General features: G+C 37.3%; 14 protein-coding genes. 5 read left to right on the top strand and 9 right to left on the bottom strand.

Annotation, left to right across the window (positions count from 1 at the left end; genetic code table 11):
- Positions 1-25 precede the first annotated feature (25 nt).
- Complete coding sequence (locus DJ533_RS00700; protein WP_065995360.1) at positions 26-2,869, bottom strand: hypothetical protein; 2,844 nt, start codon at positions 2,867-2,869, stop codon at positions 26-28.
- Positions 2,870-3,167: 298 nt separating this feature from the next.
- Here DJ533_RS00700 and DJ533_RS00695 point away from each other — a divergent pair, with 298 nt between their 5' ends.
- A complete protein-coding gene (locus DJ533_RS00695; RefSeq protein ID WP_065995361.1) occupies positions 3,168-3,830 on the top strand; it encodes a GIN domain-containing protein in 663 nt (220 codons plus the stop codon).
- Positions 3,831-3,974: 144 nt separating this feature from the next.
- On the opposite strand, the gene DJ533_RS00690 is transcribed toward DJ533_RS00695, so the two are convergent.
- The 4 genes from DJ533_RS00690 to DJ533_RS00670 form a co-directional block, all read right to left on the bottom strand.
- Positions 3,975-5,642, bottom strand: a complete 1,668-nt coding sequence (locus DJ533_RS00690) for a virulence-associated e family protein (RefSeq protein ID WP_227541471.1) — start codon at positions 5,640-5,642, stop codon at positions 3,975-3,977.
- Between the two features lie 28 nt (positions 5,643-5,670).
- Entirely contained in the window at positions 5,671-6,579 is a 909-nt protein-coding gene (locus DJ533_RS00685) for a hypothetical protein (protein WP_024160890.1), read from the bottom strand.
- Between the two features lie 68 nt (positions 6,580-6,647).
- On the bottom strand, positions 6,648-7,847 hold the full coding sequence (locus DJ533_RS00680) for a hypothetical protein (protein WP_005028487.1): 1,200 nt from the start codon (positions 7,845-7,847) through the stop codon (positions 6,648-6,650).
- 1,096 nt (positions 7,848-8,943) lie between these two features.
- Positions 8,944-9,432 (bottom strand): hypothetical protein, encoded by a 489-nt coding sequence (locus DJ533_RS00670; protein WP_227504920.1) that lies wholly within the window; start codon positions 9,430-9,432, stop codon positions 8,944-8,946.
- A 388-nt stretch (positions 9,433-9,820) separates the two neighbouring features.
- Between DJ533_RS00670 and DJ533_RS00665 the strand changes: the two genes are divergently transcribed.
- From DJ533_RS00665 to DJ533_RS00655, 3 genes are all read left to right on the top strand, one after another.
- Complete coding sequence (locus DJ533_RS00665; RefSeq protein WP_032056289.1) at positions 9,821-12,484, top strand: type IA DNA topoisomerase; 2,664 nt, start codon at positions 9,821-9,823, stop codon at positions 12,482-12,484.
- Positions 12,485-12,500: 16 nt separating this feature from the next.
- The gene (locus DJ533_RS00660; protein WP_065995363.1) at positions 12,501-13,499 is read left to right on the top strand and encodes a hypothetical protein; all 999 of its coding nucleotides are present in this window, start codon (positions 12,501-12,503) and stop codon (positions 13,497-13,499) included.
- A gap of 195 nt (positions 13,500-13,694) precedes the next feature.
- Complete coding sequence (locus DJ533_RS00655) at positions 13,695-13,928, top strand: hypothetical protein (RefSeq protein ID WP_005006205.1); 234 nt, start codon at positions 13,695-13,697, stop codon at positions 13,926-13,928.
- An 80-nt stretch (positions 13,929-14,008) separates the two neighbouring features.
- Here DJ533_RS00655 and DJ533_RS00650 read toward each other — a convergent pair whose 3' ends face one another.
- The 4 genes from DJ533_RS00650 to DJ533_RS00635 form a co-directional block, all read right to left on the bottom strand.
- On the bottom strand, positions 14,009-15,817 hold the full coding sequence (locus DJ533_RS00650) for a zinc ribbon domain-containing protein (protein WP_005006206.1): 1,809 nt from the start codon (positions 15,815-15,817) through the stop codon (positions 14,009-14,011).
- Positions 15,818-16,018: 201 nt separating this feature from the next.
- The gene (locus DJ533_RS00645; RefSeq protein WP_005006208.1) at positions 16,019-16,348 is read right to left on the bottom strand and encodes a hypothetical protein; all 330 of its coding nucleotides are present in this window, start codon (positions 16,346-16,348) and stop codon (positions 16,019-16,021) included.
- A 242-nt stretch (positions 16,349-16,590) separates the two neighbouring features.
- The gene (locus tag DJ533_RS00640; protein ID WP_065995364.1) at positions 16,591-17,052 is read right to left on the bottom strand and encodes an H-NS histone family protein; all 462 of its coding nucleotides are present in this window, start codon (positions 17,050-17,052) and stop codon (positions 16,591-16,593) included.
- A 111-nt stretch (positions 17,053-17,163) separates the two neighbouring features.
- Positions 17,164-17,682, bottom strand: a complete 519-nt coding sequence (locus tag DJ533_RS00635) for a DUF2726 domain-containing protein (protein ID WP_005006211.1) — start codon at positions 17,680-17,682, stop codon at positions 17,164-17,166.
- A gap of 218 nt (positions 17,683-17,900) precedes the next feature.
- Between DJ533_RS00635 and DJ533_RS00630 the strand changes: the two genes are divergently transcribed.
- Complete coding sequence (locus DJ533_RS00630; RefSeq protein ID WP_005006214.1) at positions 17,901-18,590, top strand: hypothetical protein; 690 nt, start codon at positions 17,901-17,903, stop codon at positions 18,588-18,590.
- The last annotated feature ends 120 nt before the right edge of the window (positions 18,591-18,710 follow it).

The following is an 18,710-nucleotide window of genomic DNA, read 5'->3' as shown; positions in this document are numbered from 1 at the left end:
ATTCGGGGCTTTTTCATATCTGCTTTTACATATCGAACGACTGTCCACGTTCGTTAGTTTTGTTTAAATTCTGCGGTTCTATACCATACAGCTTTAGACCATCACCTAGAACGAGATCATCTACACGCTTTTCAAAACGAGTAAAGAAATCGTTCAGTCTTTGGAAGACTGGTGGTTCATCTAACAGTTTGGCCATGTTGTTTAATGTTTTACTTAGACCGTTCACAAGATTGAACTTTTGTTGACGGTCCAAAGACAAGCTGTTCGATGTATCTAAAAGGGTGGTGAGGCTTTCTTGAACCTTTTGATAGTTTTGATCATTGGTCACATTACTGACAATCAAATGCACTACTTTGTTTTTGATCTTCAATGTATCCAGATTCAATTGATCAAATGCAATGGTCCTATCAGTAAGATTTTCTCTAAATGTTTTGAGATTCTGCCACTCTGGATGTGCAGCCTCTAAATCAGATAAAACTTTCATGATTGACGCACGGTATTCGCTATCAGACGCACTAATCACAAAAAGTTCAGGATACGACCGCTTCTTAGAAACTTCTTCCTGAGCTTTATTGAGCTTATCTTCAGCGACAGCAATTGAACCCTCAACATCGGCATTACTAATACCAGCTTCATGAATTAACTTTCTAGCTTTATACATTTCTGCTGAATGAAGCCAAAAAGCGGTAAAGATAGCTGACTTAGCGTAGCTATGATGATCGATACCTTGCTGAAGGTTTTGTTCGGGAATGGTCGAACGATCCACACTCTGCAATTTAACTGTATCTTTGTTGATGTCCTTGGATACATCAATATGTACTTTGGTATTTTGCATGCTATCCATACTTGGGTTTGTGCTACTGGTTGGTTCTTTGGCACCCATTTTCTCGAATTCAATATCACCGGCTTTAATCTTTTGATGGCCATCTGCAGTAGCGACAACTTTCAAAACATCATTTTGAACTTTGGTGACATCAATTTCAGAAAGGATCTCCATATAAGACTTAATGCCCTCAAGAGTCATGACGGGCGTAGATACGGGTGCCGTAGCGGTTGGAGTTGGTTTATCATCAAATGCTTTATCAAATGACGGCGGTTGGTACTTTGGTTTTGCATAGGATTTCGTGCTACCTGTACCAGCTGGTCCATCATAGTTAGCTTTTGATAGATCTTGTTTACGCTTTTCAATATTTGCGTTGTAATTTTCAATATTTGCTTGGTTTTTAGCACGTATGTTCTGCAATTCCAGATATTTTTCATCTGATTGTGCAATCACAATGCCGTAATTCGGTTGGTATTCTTTATTAGGGAACTTGGTTGCATAAGCTTCGCGTTGACGGTTGTAGCGGTTAATTGCATACGCAACTTCAGGGATCTTGTTGTCTATACGTTTGACGGCGTTATTCAGTTCTTTTGCCAACTCTGCAGCTAAACGTTCAACACCTAAATATTGACGAGCATCATCCCAATCAGAAACAGATAATTTATTTTGGAAAACCGGGGGTAGGGTGATACGTGTATTTTCATGTTTGCTCACATCACCTAACACACCACTTAATGAAAAGTTGTGACAAGCTTCTTGTAAGCCAGGATTCAAACCAGACTCAAGCGTTTGGCCAGCATCGTTATCATAACCAACAAATATATTGGCTTCAGGATTGATACTGCGGATAAGCTCAGCAACACTTGAGATATTGGATTTACTGTATGACGCTAAAACTTGTGTGTTTTCTGCAGTAAAACCCTCACCCAATAAACCAAGCTCTAAACCAGCATCCAACGCCTTACGTGCGCTGATCGCTGTTGCCCAACCCTCCTTGATCAAATAGTTCTTTGCATTCGGGTTAAAGACTTCATAGCCAACATCAGGATTTTTGCTAACAGGCAAGAATGCATCTTTCGTTTTGGCTTTATCAAAAAAGTACTTACCCTTATGCAGTACTTCTTCAAGCTTGTTGGTTTCTTTGTTGCGCTTTTTTTGGCGATGGTGGGTGATACGCTGTAAATTGACGACTTTGTTATTGGTGTCAATTAACGGTGCAAGAATGACAGCTCTGCTTTTACGTAAATCAAAGCCTTTTTTCTTTTCGCCCTCAAGCTCAGGTTCAAAGTTGATGAAATGCTTTTGATACGCTAATACATTCTCTACTGTTTCAACGAGAAGCTGTTGATTGGTAGCTGATTCAGGAAGTTCACGCTTTACTGCTTCAATGGCTTCATCACGGGTAAAGTTATCTTTACGCATGATTTTAGCGCCGTATGGCTCTAGGTTCTTTTCAACCATATACGGCATTTGTCGAATGTCGCGTTTAAAGGTCTGAAGGCTTCCAGTTTTATTATTAAAAAATGAATCGTCAATAATTTTACCAGCACGTTGCCACTCAATACGGATAGCGATTTGTGCAGCTAAGAGCTCTTTTTCTTGTTGAAGTAGATGCTTCTTTTGAGCTTCTTCAAACTCACGTACACGGCGATCAACATCTTCTTTGCTTGGTGGTTTGTAGTTAGGGTTTGAATCTCGTTGAGGCTTGATTACGTTCTTATAGTGGTCAGCAAAAGCAATTGAGATTTCAATGTCAGTTACACCAAAGCGGTGTCCTTTGAGTACTGGCCAGTATTCACCAGTATCACGGTTCATGTTTGGATAGATCCAATACATCCCTCGTGGTTTGACATTGTTGCTACTTGATTTACTAGGGTTATCTGATTCGGTGAGGCAAGGCACTTTTTCATCAAATACGGTCACGAATTGATATTTACCAGATGACTTGAATACGAATCCGTAGTTTCGCTCCAGTTCTTCTTGGAAAAACTGAAACATCGTATTTAAATCACAATTATGTCGGGCGCTCGGTACTTTCTCAGCCATAACAATTCCAATTTCTAATATATATTTAGGTGCAATGTGCTACCCAGGTTGCATAGGACTATTAATCATATGCTTAAGAAAATTTATACTTTTAGTATATACCGATTCTAAAAACATTTCTGTTTAATCTTTAATATAAGCTATGTCTAATAAAGGTTTAAAGAAAAATTAAAAGCTTTAATTTATTATTTTAATAAAAAATGTTTAAGCCCTCAATGTTATAATTTACAGATATTAAATAGGTTATGAATGACCACTTATTTAGGGTTAAATTACTTTTAATAATTTGAGGCTTTATATGTCAAAACATATTTTTTCGGGTTCTGTTGTAATCAATGGCAACGGCAATGTATACAGTTCAGGTTCCAACTATCAAATCGTTGGAAGTGGCAAACCAGTGACTAAGCAAGTACCTGTAAACCCATTTAACGAAATCTGTATGAAAGGTCCAATGAGTCTGAAGTTTTTTGCTTCAAGTGTTTCTAAAATGGAAATTACTGCAGACGACAATATTGTAGATCTTATTAGTGCGACTTTTCAGGGTGGTGTATTGGTTTTAGCTATTCAGGACAATGTAAGTTTTAGTACTTGTTCACCGTTAGAAGTATCGATCAGTCACCCAAATTTAAAAGCTATTGATTTAAAAGGTTCAGGCAATATTCAGGTCTTAAATCTTAATGAAGATCAATTCACAGCAAGTATTAGTGGATCTGGAAATATGGATTTAGACGGTACCGTTGAACACTGTGTCTTATCTTTGAGAGGTTCAGGCAATTTTGATGCATTACCATTGAAAAGCAACAATTTAGAAGTGGCACTATCTGGTTCAGGCAATATCTTTTGTACAGCTATCAATTCTGCTCAAGTACAGCTTTCAGGCTCAGGCAACGTTAAAGTTTATGGCAAACCAATCCATAAGTCACAAAACCGAACTGGTTCAGGAAACATTAGTTTTAAATAGGTCGATAAACCTAGTTATAAGTCACAAAACCGAACTAGATCAGGAAACATTTGTCTTAAGTAGGTCGATAAACCTAGTGCAATGAAAGTTTAGAGAAAAACAAACCCCAAAAGTTTGCTACCTTTGGGGGTTTATGTTTGACATTCAAATTATCGAAATAAAAATATTATTAATGAAGTTTTCGGACCATTCAGGATCGTTCGATTTACTCACAATATCTTTGAGCCAAACCTTTAATGATTCAATTGGATAATCTGCATTTTTGTATAAATTAATCACGGCGATAATCTGTTGATTCAGTGCTGTTGTTGAATCATTACGTGCGATCATTTCTACAAGTTTTGTGTAGGCCTGAAGGAGTTCTGGTTCTTCAGCTCCAGTGACTTTACGGGGTTGTTTGCTGATCTGTCCAAGAATTTCAATAAATTGTTCTTTGACCAGCTCAATCGGGTGGATCTGACTAAATCCCTGTTGAGTCAGCAAAGCATATGCACGTAAAACCAAGCTAAACCAATTCTTTTTGGTCATGCTATCAGGATAGAGGCCTATATCATCCAACTGTTGTTTGATGCCAAAGAATAGGGCGCTGATAGAATAGTTCGGGTTAACCGTGCTTTGAACTGCAGTCGTCCACACGGCATTTTGCATTTTATGACGTATTACATCACGCGTGTATTCAACGCCGTACAAACACTTAAAATCGTTCCAGTCACTTAGATCTAACTGTTCATCAGTAAATTCAGGTCCAATCATGGCTGCGTTTACAGCTCGGCATGCTTCTGTTGCGTAATAGATACCGGGATTGCGCTTTATTTTGCTTTCTAATGCTGTTTTATGGTCATTATCATTGAAGATATAGAAGCGTGAAAACGGGAATTCGGCACGGAAATCACGTACTACATTCATGATGTTGCCAGCCACGTACACGACAATGACTGGAATAGAGTATTGAATTGATTCTGCAATTGCTTCACCAGTGGCGTAGCCCTCACAAAAGATTATCCGATCTTGGTTCCATGCATCCAATGGATCTTTAAATAAGATTTTGAAAGCGCCGTTTGCAAGTACACCACGTAATGTAAACTTATCTTCACCACGCTTGTTTTTATGTTCAGCGATGGTCTGAAGGAAAATGATTTGATTTTTGAGGTTTTGCCCCTCAACTAAAAGCTTGTTCTGGCGTAGCGACTGTTGATCTAGATCTGGTTGCAGATCAATAATACGGTTCAGAATAATGGTGTTGTTCTTGTGTTGAGGGTAGTACTGGCTGACATAATCAATCAGCTCATTTTTAGTGAAGTTGCTTGGATTGTACAATCTAGCATGACTGAAGCTAATCTGCTTTTTCACATTGTAGTTGTGTGGACGGTTTGACAAGGGTAGGCTTCTGGCCCATTCAAAACCCATATAGATTTGAGCCAATATCTCTTGGTCTTTTTTGTTCTTCTCAGCACTTTTGCATGAGTTTAAGAAGCGTTTAAGATCTTCTTCTTGCTGTTCCTTGGTATATACGGTGTCACCAGGTTGCAGATCCATTTCTTGAATGTATTCATACAAGCTGTAAGTGAAGTTTGCACCGCCAGCATGAAACCAACCATAAGACATACGTGCGTTATCTAGATCTACAAGATACCAGGCCGTTTTTTTCTTATTTTTTGTGGCGTCATTGTGGTGATTGGTTCTGAGGTAAATACGTTTAGAGCTTCGTTCAAGCTGAAAGTCACTCTCACGATCAAATACAATGCCCTCATTTTCAAGATGCGATCTAAATATTTTAGATAGCGTACCAATATCGATACCATACTTGATCATGAGGGGGTTCATAAATAAAGAAACTCACTTATAAATATTTTATAACCAGCGGTTGAGCAACGACATATTTTGATGGGTTGTTAGTTTGCAACGTGATTTCATGAGCGTAATGCCATGCCTTAGTGATACGGTTTAGGATGACACTTTCAAGGTCGTCTTCTAAGAATTCGTAAAGATTAAATCGCACGTTGTTTAAGATCAGTTTTTTATAACCTTTCACAAGGGTATTTAAAAAATTCTGGGATTGGTCCATAAAGGCGTTAACGTCAGCATCATAACTTATTGTGTTATTCACGACTGCATTATAAAAGTACTGCTCAGAATCAATTTTAATAATATGCATCTGCTCTAAGAATGACTCTAAATAAGCTGGATGCATATTTTTACTTAAAAACTTACAGATCCGCTTATTCTTGTTGTCGTTAAAATAGATGTATTTAGAGGTTAGCTCAGCATTAATCACTGTGACATATTCGCCGTCCACACGAAACTTCACGGTATTATTGTTGGTGAACTGCAGCATTAATTCTGTGAAGATATAGCTATCTAACGTTTTTTCATGCTTAAACGTCTGCTTGTCCAAGAAATAACTGTTGTACTGAAGATCTGCAACATTGGCATAGCTTTGAACGAATTGAGCTATGTCATTGTGCATGTTTTGGGTGTCGAGATCCGATACTTCAGTTGAAACCGATTGAAAGGCACTATTTTTATAAAGATGCCCTAATAATTCTGTTTGATTGTAGTTTTTAGGTTTAACTTTCAAGCCAACAGTAAACTCGTCTTGCTCATAATTCCCTTTAATTAGATTGCTTAAATAACTTTCAGCTTCTTGAAAAGATACGTTTCCAAGGTTGTCTAAAAATGATTTTAAGGAAGTGCCATCTAATCGTACTGCAACATGAGATATAAATGATGGATCGAACTCGAAACGCATAATACTTCATTGATTGAAATGGGTATTAAAATTATATAACAGGTTTAAGGAAAAAAGAATGAAAACCTTTAAGTATTATTACCATAAAAGTAATTTTGAATTGATTTAATAAGTTTAGTTTCGGTTTCTTGAGTATATAAACTACCTGAAATTAGTTTTAAGCCAGTATCAGTTTTAAGCCAATGTAGTGTATTAAAATGGTCATTAGCGATATGGCTACTCTTGTGCATGCGCGACACAAAACCAGTGTTCAGACCAGTATCAAACAGGCGTGGACAACTTGGTGCGTGGACATGATAGAGGACTTCACGGCGTTGATTGCTAGAGGGTGATTTACCTACGCCACGGCGTACTGGCATACCTTTGTGCTTTCTATAACTATTGAGAAATGAATCAATCGTATCGTTATACGTGGGTTGCATCAGGTAGCCACGGTGATTGTAGATGTCAGTTTTAGGATGAATAGAAAAATTAAATAAGCTAAGCATTTTACCAAGTAAGATTAATAGCTCAGGACTACCTTTAAGGTTGGTACCAATCAAACTATCTTTAATGGTTTTAATAGTATCCGTGCGATACTCTAAAACCACATAGTCTCCCCAATTAGAGGTTAAGCTTAAAGGATCTTCATCAGATATGTTGGCTTCAGTATCTTCATAGCAAAACACGATGATCAGTACTTTAACGTTGTTTCCGTTAAACAAAACTTCGTTTTGATGCGCGAAAAAACCATATAAAGGTTTGTCGTTGTGTCCTAGACCTGGTGTATGAATAAAGTTGGTCCACTGAAAGTAGTAATTCAGCAAATGACCATCGACATAGCGACCGTTTTCATCATTCAATAGGGTGCGATATACATCATTTTCAAGCTTTAGCACGGGTTGGCTGTACCGCCAAGCGCTCAACGCTGCAGTCGTAAATGCAAAGTCATAAAAGTTAAACTCAGGGTTCATATTTTTATAGAACAATGCATAAGGCTGTAACACACTTTCCCATACCTGTAATGGGATAAAGATGTTGGAACCCCACTTAGGAATCTCCGCAAAATAACCAGTGCCATAGGTATGATTTACGTTATCCCAAAACAGGCGTTCTAGCTGTTTATAGTCTGGAATGTCTTCGCTTTTAACCAATGATGCTGTACATAATGCTAACTTTTTCTCCAGTGCCAATAATTGACTGACAGGAGGGTATAAGCGACCAGCTTTTTGCGTAAAAACTTCCGCATTCAACTTTGATATAACATCAGCAAAGATTGAATCTTTCACTATACTGGTCTTCCATAAAAGGTGTGTGAGGGTGGCTAATTAGTATAAGGCATTCTAACAAGTTGTATGTATTCTATAAGGCGTAAAACTCTAAAAAGTTGATAATATATATCAGTTTTTAAAGCATTCACATTTCATACATAATTCTAACCTTGCTCAAATATAACATCATATTGTTTGCGATTTCTAAACAACAGTTTAACTAATCTGCAATATATCAGGGTAGAGCTGAGTATAGGGCTTAATCATTACTTTTGTTCAGCATGAGATAATAGTTTGTGGAATTTCCGTGAATATGATTAAAAAAGCTTTAAAACTTATTAGAGATCGGTTATATTACGAATCAAGGGATATTACCCTATTTAATAAACTATTAGACTGAGATTGTTCTAATAGTTTTTTTTTGCCCTTTTTTTGACATTTCCTGTTTTTTCTTCTATAGCTTCTGCTATATTTCTCCATATTTTACTCTATTTTTCGTTATTTTGATTAATTTTTAATCAATGTTAAAAGCTTAAATAATCAGCAACTTAGCCATTTATACCCACTACTATCCACAAAAACCTGTGCATAATAAAACCAAATATTAAATCCCAAAATGGAATTTCTTCAATTTTAAGCTATAATTATGCTCATAGTTTTAATCATTGTAGTGGACTTAGTTATGAGCCATGTAGACCAAATAGAAACGATTAAAATTACTAACCGCGAAATCGGAATATTGCCTAACAATGTGCCAGTAGTAGATCAGTTTTTGAATAACTACCGCACACATAAAGCATCAACGACTCATTCAGTGGCTAGTAATTCACCTTTAATGAACATTACCAATTCAATGCATGTGCATCGAGTAGAAGATTCCCCCTATACTCAACCTATTCGTAAACTTCATTAGAAATAAAAAAAGCAGCGATTTCGCTGCTTTTTTATTGCCTATTGCATTTCTTTAGTGCTGATCCATATAGCTTTGAGTGAGCTTCTTACGCTCGTAATTCTCTTTGAGCTGTATGCCAATACCAATAATTATTATAGGTAAAATGGCTAGGGCAAAAAGAATGCAGATCGAATCAAAAATTGGCCTGGGCATATGAGCGCATTATTGCGGATTCGCATTGGTTAATTCCTCCAGTGTTGGTGGTTTTGTGGCGACTGGTTCATTTGCTGGTGCTTCAGGTGACACTTCTGGTACTTCAGGTGATACTTCTGGTGTTGAATTTGGTTCTTGTTGTGGATCTAACTTGTCTTCATAAGACTCTTGTGGAAGGCTATTGCTTGCAACAAAGTTATCTAGAATATCCTGAGCCTTATATGCCTTATTGCATTCGTCATTTGAGGCGTACATTTCTTTTTGTACGCTATCGTCTAAATACTTTTCTCGGCCATCACTAACATCATCGCTGTAATAACCAGCTTTCTTAGCAGAATCTATATAAATGGAATAACAAATATTTAAAACATTACTACGCTCGTAATCATGTTTGTAATACCAGTCAATACTACGTTCCTTTGCATCAGTTTTCGTATCTTCAAGGTATTGATCTAAGCGTTTCTCTTGTGGCGTAGACGAACACCCGATGATTAACAATGAGGTGCTTAAAACTATAAGTTTTTTAATCATGGTTTTAGCTTAAAACAAACGATACCTTTATAGTACAACATTAATTCGTTAAATAATATTTTTGGAATTTTAATTTGTGACGGTTAAACAGTGCATTTTCAAACAATTAAGCCATTTTTTTCCATAATTTTAGATAAATATTGTTGTCTTTTTTCGCGTAGATTATTGAAAACAGGAAGTAATTTAACCACTTGAAATGTTCATCCAACTAAAGATTAAGAAATAAGCCCTTAAAAGTGTTTGTTTATCAACCCTTAAACCTATTTAAACATTTTAAAATTGTATATACTTAAACCATTACTAGATTAACTTCAGTAATTATTACTAAAGAAAGTTAAAAATTGGATGAATTTTAATGAGTAGTTTGTTCATAGTAGAGTCACCCGGAAAGGTCGAAAAAATTCAACATATCTTGGATGACCTGTATCCGCACGAATTCGTTGTACGCGCTTCAGTTGGCCATGTATGTGATTTACCTAATCATGAGATCGGTTTTTCATATCCAGCCTTTGTTCCTAAATACGAAATATCTCAAAATAAAACACGCGTTGTTCAAGAATTAAGACAGGCTGCTAAAAATGCAGATACGGTTTTCCTCGCAACTGACTTGGACCGTGAAGGTGAAGCCATTGCATATCACTTAAAACGTATCCTGAACTTATCTGACGATCAGTATATTCGCGTCAAATATAACGCTATTGATAAAAGTACGATCGCTAATGCACTTCAAAATGGTGAAGAGCTGGATCAAGGTATGGTGGCATCTCAAGAAACACGCCGTTTCCTTGACCGTATGATTGGTTTTTACTTGTATGAGCCAATTTCAAACATTTTAAAAGGCAAATTTCCTGTTGGCCGTGTTCAATCTGCCGTACTCGTTGTGCTTGGTGATTTAGAAGATCTACTGAAAAACTTCAAATCACATGAACATTACAATCTTGAAGTAACTCTAAAACAAGGTTGGGCTGCGAAATGGGATTTTTCTAAGTGGCTTAATCCTGAAATGAAGGATGTGCACAATAACCAGTGGTTAGATAAAGCTTCAATTACCCGTCTACAAAACGTAATTGATAAAAAAGACTTAACCATTACCAGTGTTGAAACTAAGCCATCTTTCCGCAGTGCTCCAGCGCCGTTTATTACTGTTGATCTGCAAGCTGCAGCTGCAGCGCGTCTTGGTTTGGATCTAAAACAAACTATGGAAGCAGCGCAAAAGTTATATGAAGGTGGTTATATCACTTACCATCGTACTGATGCTGCTGTAATTTCGCCTGAGGGGATGCAAGCTCTAGAAGCTTTTGGTGAGAGAGAGGGCATTGCGATTATCGGCAATAAAACCAAATCTCGCGATGGTGCTCAAGAAGCACATGAATGTATTCGTCCTAGTGACTTCTTTACCTTTGAAGCTGGTAAGGACCAAGTTCAAAAGGATCTATACCGTCTAATCTGGTTGCGTACTGTTGCATCGCAAATGGCTCCAGCTGAATACGAAGTTAAATCCGTTATAGGTGTCTATAAAGATGTCACTCTCAATGTAGATGGTGAAAGCATTACTAAAGATGCTGAATTCAAAGCTTCTAGCCGTATCTTAAAAGAAGATGGCTGGTTGGGCTTATTAAAGACCTACAGTATTGATGAAAATGCACTTGAATACGTGGACGGTGAAGAAGATTCAGAAAAAGAACCTGAACATACGCTACCTATAGATATTGAAGTCGGTCAAAACCACAATGTTATTGCTGGTAAAGTTATCGCGACCAAAACCAAACCACGTTCACGCTACACCGTACCATCATTGGTCAAATTACTTGAGAAAAAAGGAATTGGTCGTCCTAGTACTTACCAATCAATCTTTGAACGGTTAATCAAGCACGGCTATATCAAGCTTGTTAAAAAGAAAATTGAAGTTACACCGCATGGATTGAAGTTGATTCAAAACATTAGAGGTAAGTTTAGTTTTGCAGATCCGCTTTACACCAAAGAAATTGAAGAAACACTGGATCTAATCGCTACTGGTGATGCCGATTACAAACAAGAACTCCAAAAGTTCCATTTAGGGATTGAAAGTGAATTAGGACAGTTCTCAAAACATTGGCTTGATTCATTCCCTGTCTACAAATGTAAAAACTGTGATGACGGACGCATGTTGCCGAAAATCGGTACCAATCGCGACAAAACAACATCGGTCTACTGGTCATGTAATTCATGCAAAAGTTCAGCGCCAAACAGAAATGTTGATGGTAAAGATGAACCGGGTAAGCCAACTGTACGTGAGCCAACTGCTCATTTATGTTTATGTGGCAAATCACTGACTCAGGTTACAACTGATAAATCTGTATTTTTTGAGTGCTCTCAACGTGCGTTCGTAGATGGCACCTGTAAAGAAACATACCGTTCTACAAATGACGAAAGCGGTAACTTGGTTCCTGATTTTGACGAATATCGCCGTAACCATACATACAAATGTCAGCTTGAAGGGTGTGGCGGTTGGTTGCGTGAGTTAAAAGGTATTTCAACTTCTTCAGGTAAGCCGTATCACTTCTTTTCTTGTGAAAAATCCAATCCAAACCTGAAAGGCAAAAAATGTAAGTCGGGTCCATTAGAGGTGTTCCCTGATGGTAGTCCTAACTACGAGCCAAGATTCCAAGTGACCAAAACAGAGTATCCATGTATCTGTAAAAAGCCTCTTGTACATACCAAGTACCGCAAAGAACCTGGTGTTTACGAAGAGCGATACAGTTGTGAAGCTGCATCATGTAAACGTTATTTCGACATATTGCCAGATGGATCACCAGATACCCAACTTACAAAATCTCGCACTGGCAACGAAGCCAAGTGTTTTGAGTGTGGCCAGACCATGATTCAGTCTGCATTTAATTTACGTGGTGAACGTAAGTATAAATGGGATTGCTTTAGCTGTGGTGCAAGTGGATACGACAACAACGGTGAGCCAGTTCAACGTGGCAAAAAGAAAGCCAAGTCTAAATCGACCTCTACAAAAGCTAAATCAAGTAAATAATTGAATAGGTGAATAAATGAGTAATCACGAACCAGATGATATGGACAACATCGGGAAGGAAGCTGAAGAAGCGATCAAAATCCAACCCGATGATGAACATGTAAGTGAGCCTGAACAGCCAGCCAAGACAGCAAAGAAGGGCAAAAAAGTAAACATTGATGAAAACTTTGTTGCTAAGCATAAAAAGCTAATCTTGATTGGCGGTGGTGTTCTTTTCTTTTTGTTATTTGCTGTGGTTATTTTTGGCAATCAAAACATCGAAGTTGAACGTCCACAACAAAGCGATGTTGAACTTGAAGCTCGACTGCAGAGTGAAGTTGCAAGACGAGTAAAAGAAGAAAGTATGAAATTGGCTGCTCAGCGCAATGAAATTATCGACCGTATTAGTCGTAACTTTGACTGTAACGCACCACAAGTATTCTGTCATGCACAAGATACGTCAGAACCGTATTCAACTGTCGTTGCTAGTTTGCAGAACTTCCAATTTCAGCCAGATACGCCGTATGAAGTTTACATTGAAGTCTACCCCTTGAAAGTGGATGCCCAAAACCCACAATCAAGTCAGCGTAAAGGAAGTGTTTGTAGCCCGAACAACGTGCACCTTTTCTTATGCCAAAAAATCGTAATGAAAAATCCTGCGCTTATGGCCAATCAGATCCGCGAACTATATGCGCTACTAACGCCGTCTATGACTTATCGCTTGCAGATCAGCAGTCGTCCAATTACGCCAAGTGACATCGATCTGACATTGATTACTACCGAACTGGACAAAATGAATGCCGATTCTGCAACTGCTAGTGAACCTGAATTGGAGTGTGTACCGCCAGATCCTAAAAAAGATCCTGTTGCGTACAACTTATACGAAACAGGGGGCATGTCTTGTCAAGACATCATGAAGGACTTAGCTGCACGTAAGACAACTGCTCCAGCTGGTCAACCTGGTCAAGCTCAACAAAGTGGTGGTGAACAACCACAACATCCTGATGCATTTGGTACGCCAGTAGCAACACATTAAACATACTAATAAGAAACGGATTGATTTTGGTTAATCCGCTATTAATTGGCTTTTGGTTGAGAATACTAATTTAAGCATCTGTTTATCAAATAGATCTTAAAAAAATGAAACAATAAAATGCAGATTTATTCTGCATTTTTTAATTTTCACATTACAATAGTTTAAATTCGCAACTTTTAAGCAACCGGGTACGCTATGAACAACCCAATCAAAATTCAAGATCTGCAAGTGGCAGATTTGCCGTCCACGTTTAAGCTGAAGAAAAAACATAAAGAAGAAGTTTTTCTGAAGTTCAAAGAGTTGAATGAGGCACTATTCAAAGTAGGGTACATTCCAGTGACGTTCTCAGACTTTGTGCATGCACTTATAGAAACTGGCGTAAAGGGATTTTCTGTCGAAGAATATGTCAACGCTCAATTAAACTCTTAATTTTAGAACTCTAATTATTTTTTTGATGTCAAAAAAAAATGGACCACATTCGTAATCCATTCCTTTATTTTCTTTAACGATTAACTTTCTATTTTGGTACCACACTGAGGGCAAAACAGCATATTGTCCTGAAGTGGTTCACCACATTTCACACAAAACATATTCTTTTTCGGTTTGATGATCACGGGTACTTGATCTGATAGATCCTGACTGTGTGTTTCAGGGTTATTCATCAATCCAAGATGTGTACCATGTGTTCTTGGTGAGCTTTTATTGATTGCGCTATTCATCTGGTTCATAGATGACATGCGGTTAATATCTACTTCAGACGTTGGGGCAACCACAATGCTTTGGCTTTTGGCAAAGTCGGCTAAATGCTCTTTCAGTACAACAGCATCATCAGTACAAGCAGTCATGCTCAAGATCGCACGGTTTTGATATTTACCGAAGGTCGTTGTGCTAATTTCAGCGTACCAGACACGTAACGTCATGGTTTCAACATTGATGACTTCTTTTTGTGATTTCACGCTGTCGTCAAGGTAACGGCCAAAGTTCATTTGAGACAATTGATAGCTACCTTTAGCCTCAACCCATATTAGTTTTGATACAAAGTCAAAACGGCTCCATAGGTAATTACCGTGCTCAAAACAAAACTTCCCTAAGATCCACATCGATACACCAAAGAAACCATAAGTGAAGTCGCTAAAATCCAGATAGCTTCCGTTATATAGACCTTTGGCAAAAATAGTCATTAATACGACTGAAGCAATAAAACTTAACAATCCAAAACTATTGAGGATGGCTAACCAGCGATACTTTTCTTCTTTGAAGCATGAGCTCAATGTCATATCACGAAGGGTATTGATTGGCACTGGTTGAGTTTCTTCTAAGATCTCACCCTCAAAAGCACCGTTTTTACTGCGAGAGTTGATAACTGGCAACTGGCGTGAATAGATTCTGTTAGGAATAGCACTTTCCCAATTCTTTTGTAGATGGCGTTCAAGTTCATCAAACAATTGCATTGGTTGGCAATTCATACTCAAACTATCCTGAACGACTCCAGCACTGGCTTGTGGTGGCTGTTTTACCATTTGAGCAATCACGGCCAAGAAGAATATCGCTATCGCAATCAGCGCTGCAATTAACGTAAAAATTGCTTTATCCATGCTTGGCAACCAAATAGGTGCAACTGCATGTTGGGTAAGGATAGGAACCAATACAGGTCCAAGAATGGCGACTAAAACCAAACCAATGACTTTAGATAAACCAATTTCTTGTGCACCTGAGTTCGGATTAGCCATAGGACGCAATAAAACAATCAAAATAATGGCGTTGTAAACAATCCCAAGCCAAGCACCTGTATTGGGTGATGCACCCACATACGCGATTAGAGCACTCACTAAGGTAATCAGAAAAACAATCGCATTTTGAAATTGAGCTTCTGCAGCGTTACGGATGAATAATGGCGAAAAAATAAGATTAGGGAACAGTGAATATAGAATCCCGTTCACTGAGCCTTTTGGTTCTTCATAAATCAAAGCGCTTTGGCGTAGGATCTCTTTAATATCGGTTGCACCAGGATAAGCACCAGTTTCTTGAATGGATAACTCCTGTGCAAGTCCGGCTGGTTGATCACGACCAAAGTAGAACTTTAGGTTTGATAAGCCTGTGGTCAGCAGTAGAGCGCCATAACTGAACATTGCTAGACCAACTATAAGCGGTGGTAGTGCAACAAATACACCGTTACTGAATAGACCTTTTGCACTGAAAATTAAGCTTAGGCCAGCCAGCATAAAAACGATGGCACCGATCACTTTAAAAATGTTTTCTATTCGGTAGGGATTAGGGAATTCAAACCGCTTATCTTGCGAGTTATATTCATATGCCATTTTTAATACTCCTTAACGCATTTATCTAATTACGTTTTAACTGGTTAATTATAACTAAGTCGTGGGGTATAAAGTTTTTTTAGTTAAAATGAATCACTGTTTTAGTTAAGTTTTAATAAGGGAATTTAAAAAGTATTTTAAAGGCGCATTAAAAAAGGGGATAACGAATCCCCTTTAAAGATGTACCAAGCTTATGTGCTGTTATTTGTTTTGATCTGCTTGTTTTTGAGCATCTGCAGCTGCAGCGTTCAGCATAGAAGACATATCATTTTGCTCGTCCTCTTTTGGTGGATTTTGTTCTGCAGTTTTTTGATGTGCATCAAAATCGTGGCCCTCAACTTTTGAAGGTTTTTCATTATCGACATAAGCTTCACGCGCTGCTTGTAGGTCTGCAGATGGATCTACTTTGTCAATTTGTTCATCTGGTTGAATAGGTTTTGATTGAGATGTTGATTCTTCTTTTTTACTACAACCAACTAAAACCAAACCTACAGATAATAAGCCAGTTAATAATAGAGTTTTGAATGACATTTAATCGCCTCCAGCGAAACATAAGCAAAGGTATAGTCACATATACTTATAATGTATATACCAAAATTTAACTAAAACTAGTCCGTTGTATAACGTGACCTTTATAAAAACGGTTTAAGTATATACCAATTGCAAATTTTCTTGTTATCGGCTGAAAGCTAATAGAATAGGGTATCGCTTAACGACACTATATAATGGCAAAAAAAAACCACCTTTTACGGTGGTTTCACTAGTTTTAAAGATTAAATCTCTTTAAGGTCTAGATTTTGTTCGCAATAACTACGTACAGCTTCTTTATCTGAAGGATCAAAACCCTTTTCAATCATTTCTTCACGTAACCATTTAATTACTTGACCGCGACCAGCCCAACGTAAGCTGTTGTTTTCACGGTGAACCCATTCATGCGTAAGCTTACGTTTTTGACGTCTTATAGGCTCAACTTTTGTGGTATCAATGTGGTTGTTTTTTAGATATTCGCTAAGTGTATGGATGTCCACAACACCATCGGCAGTAATTTTTTCTGAAATGATTGCATTAATGGCACTAACAGCATCGTGAAAAGCTTTATTTTCTTTAACGACTAGTTGTTGTTGAAGTTCTTCAATATAATTCTGAAGTTCAACAGGTGACATTTGAGCAACATTTTCTGGTTTTGATACATTTAACATGTCATTAGTTCCAGTATTGCGAGTTAAGTTGTTCATGATTAAACCTTTAGAAATATATTTGAAAATTAATTCAAAATATCTCTTACGACAAAACCATTTTTACACATTTACATTATTAAAATCAATTAGAGTTAATCGTATTTATACCTAAATATACCTTGAAATGGTTTTTCTTATAACTTTTATGTCGGGAATTTCCTTAAACCTAATGACAGGAATGCCAGCACTCTTCAAAAGCTCGTCACGCCTTTTATCTTTATCCTGGGTATATTTATGATAATGCCCATCAAGCTCAATAGATAATATAGGATTGTAGTCTTCATCAACAATCAAATAGTCCACGTAAAGCCTAGAAAACTGATTTCGGGTACTTATGTTTTGCGTGGTCATAAAAGCACTCATGCTTACTTGCACCAAAATGTTGCGTGATGGAATGACCTGTTCTAGTGCATCAAGCATTATAATCTCGTCTTTTGTAAGGACTTTTTTAGATACAAGCTCCTGATTCTTTTGAGGCTTACGATAGCCTTTTTTTGAATTCTTTTTGGCTTTAGTTTTAGGTTTGCGAAATACGCCACATAAAGCAAAAACAAACTTATACACTATATAAAACAATAATGAATAAATTATGGACTTTAACAAAAAGGAATTTAAAATCGTTTCCATAAACCTAATACACAACAAATTTTAAAGGGTGCTTAAACTTCTTAAACATATTAGATAGTTTTAACGGTGATTGATACGAATTAACTAAAAATGTTTAAGGACTATTAGTGATGCAATGTTAAAAATAGTATAATCTTGTAAAGACAGCTTAGAAGTAGTTTTAAAAGTAAAACTGGTTCTCACAAATAACACCGACTATTTCACTGGAAAAGTTTAAAATGGTATTTAATAAACGTACTTTAGCTTTACTGATTGGTACAATCTCGCTATCAGCACACCTCTATGCCAACAACACAACCGTTAAAGTCTCACAAACTCCAATTGTATCATCTTCACCAATTCCCTTAGTTAAAGCGAATGCAATTGAACAATACTATATCAATGTTAAACATCGCTTTAATGGTGCGGAATTTGAACAACCGCCTCGTAAAATTAAGAGCATTAAACTTAACTTGAATGTTATTAATAACGGGGAAGTGGTTTTAACGGCGCACGAAGCTGATAAATCCAAGCTGGAAGACTATTTACAGCAAAACCCTAAAAACTCGGAACTATTGGCCAGTTACGTTGCTCGTATGATCAATTACAACCACGGCTATACGGTTCCTGAAAACAAGGGTAAATACAGCAAGTATGCAAGTACGACTGTATATGAAGCTCTTCTTGATGAATTGAACTATAACTTCGCAACTACGCCAGTAGTATCAGTAGATAGCTATGCAAGCCAACAACAGCTTGAATCTGCTTATCTATACATCCTTTCTCGTTTAGATCCACAAGAAAAAGCGGTGTTTTGGCAATTTGTGAACACATACAAAGTAGGGGATAAGATTGAGATCCCTGAAGGTACTGTTATAGCAGATGTCTTGAACACTTATAAAATCCAATTGAATTTTAAAGCGCCTTAATCACTAAACAGGTAAGGAATATTTAGGAACAAACTATATTATTTTTTAAAGTTATTTTTTACCTGTTCCTATATGTATTCGCCTTTTTATGTTTCCTCATGGTATAGGGTGTTTTTATTA

This window comes from Acinetobacter defluvii (assembly GCF_001704615.3).
Taxonomy (GTDB): domain Bacteria; phylum Pseudomonadota; class Gammaproteobacteria; order Pseudomonadales; family Moraxellaceae; genus Acinetobacter; species Acinetobacter defluvii.
This window is presented reverse-complemented; position numbering and strand designations above follow the sequence as displayed.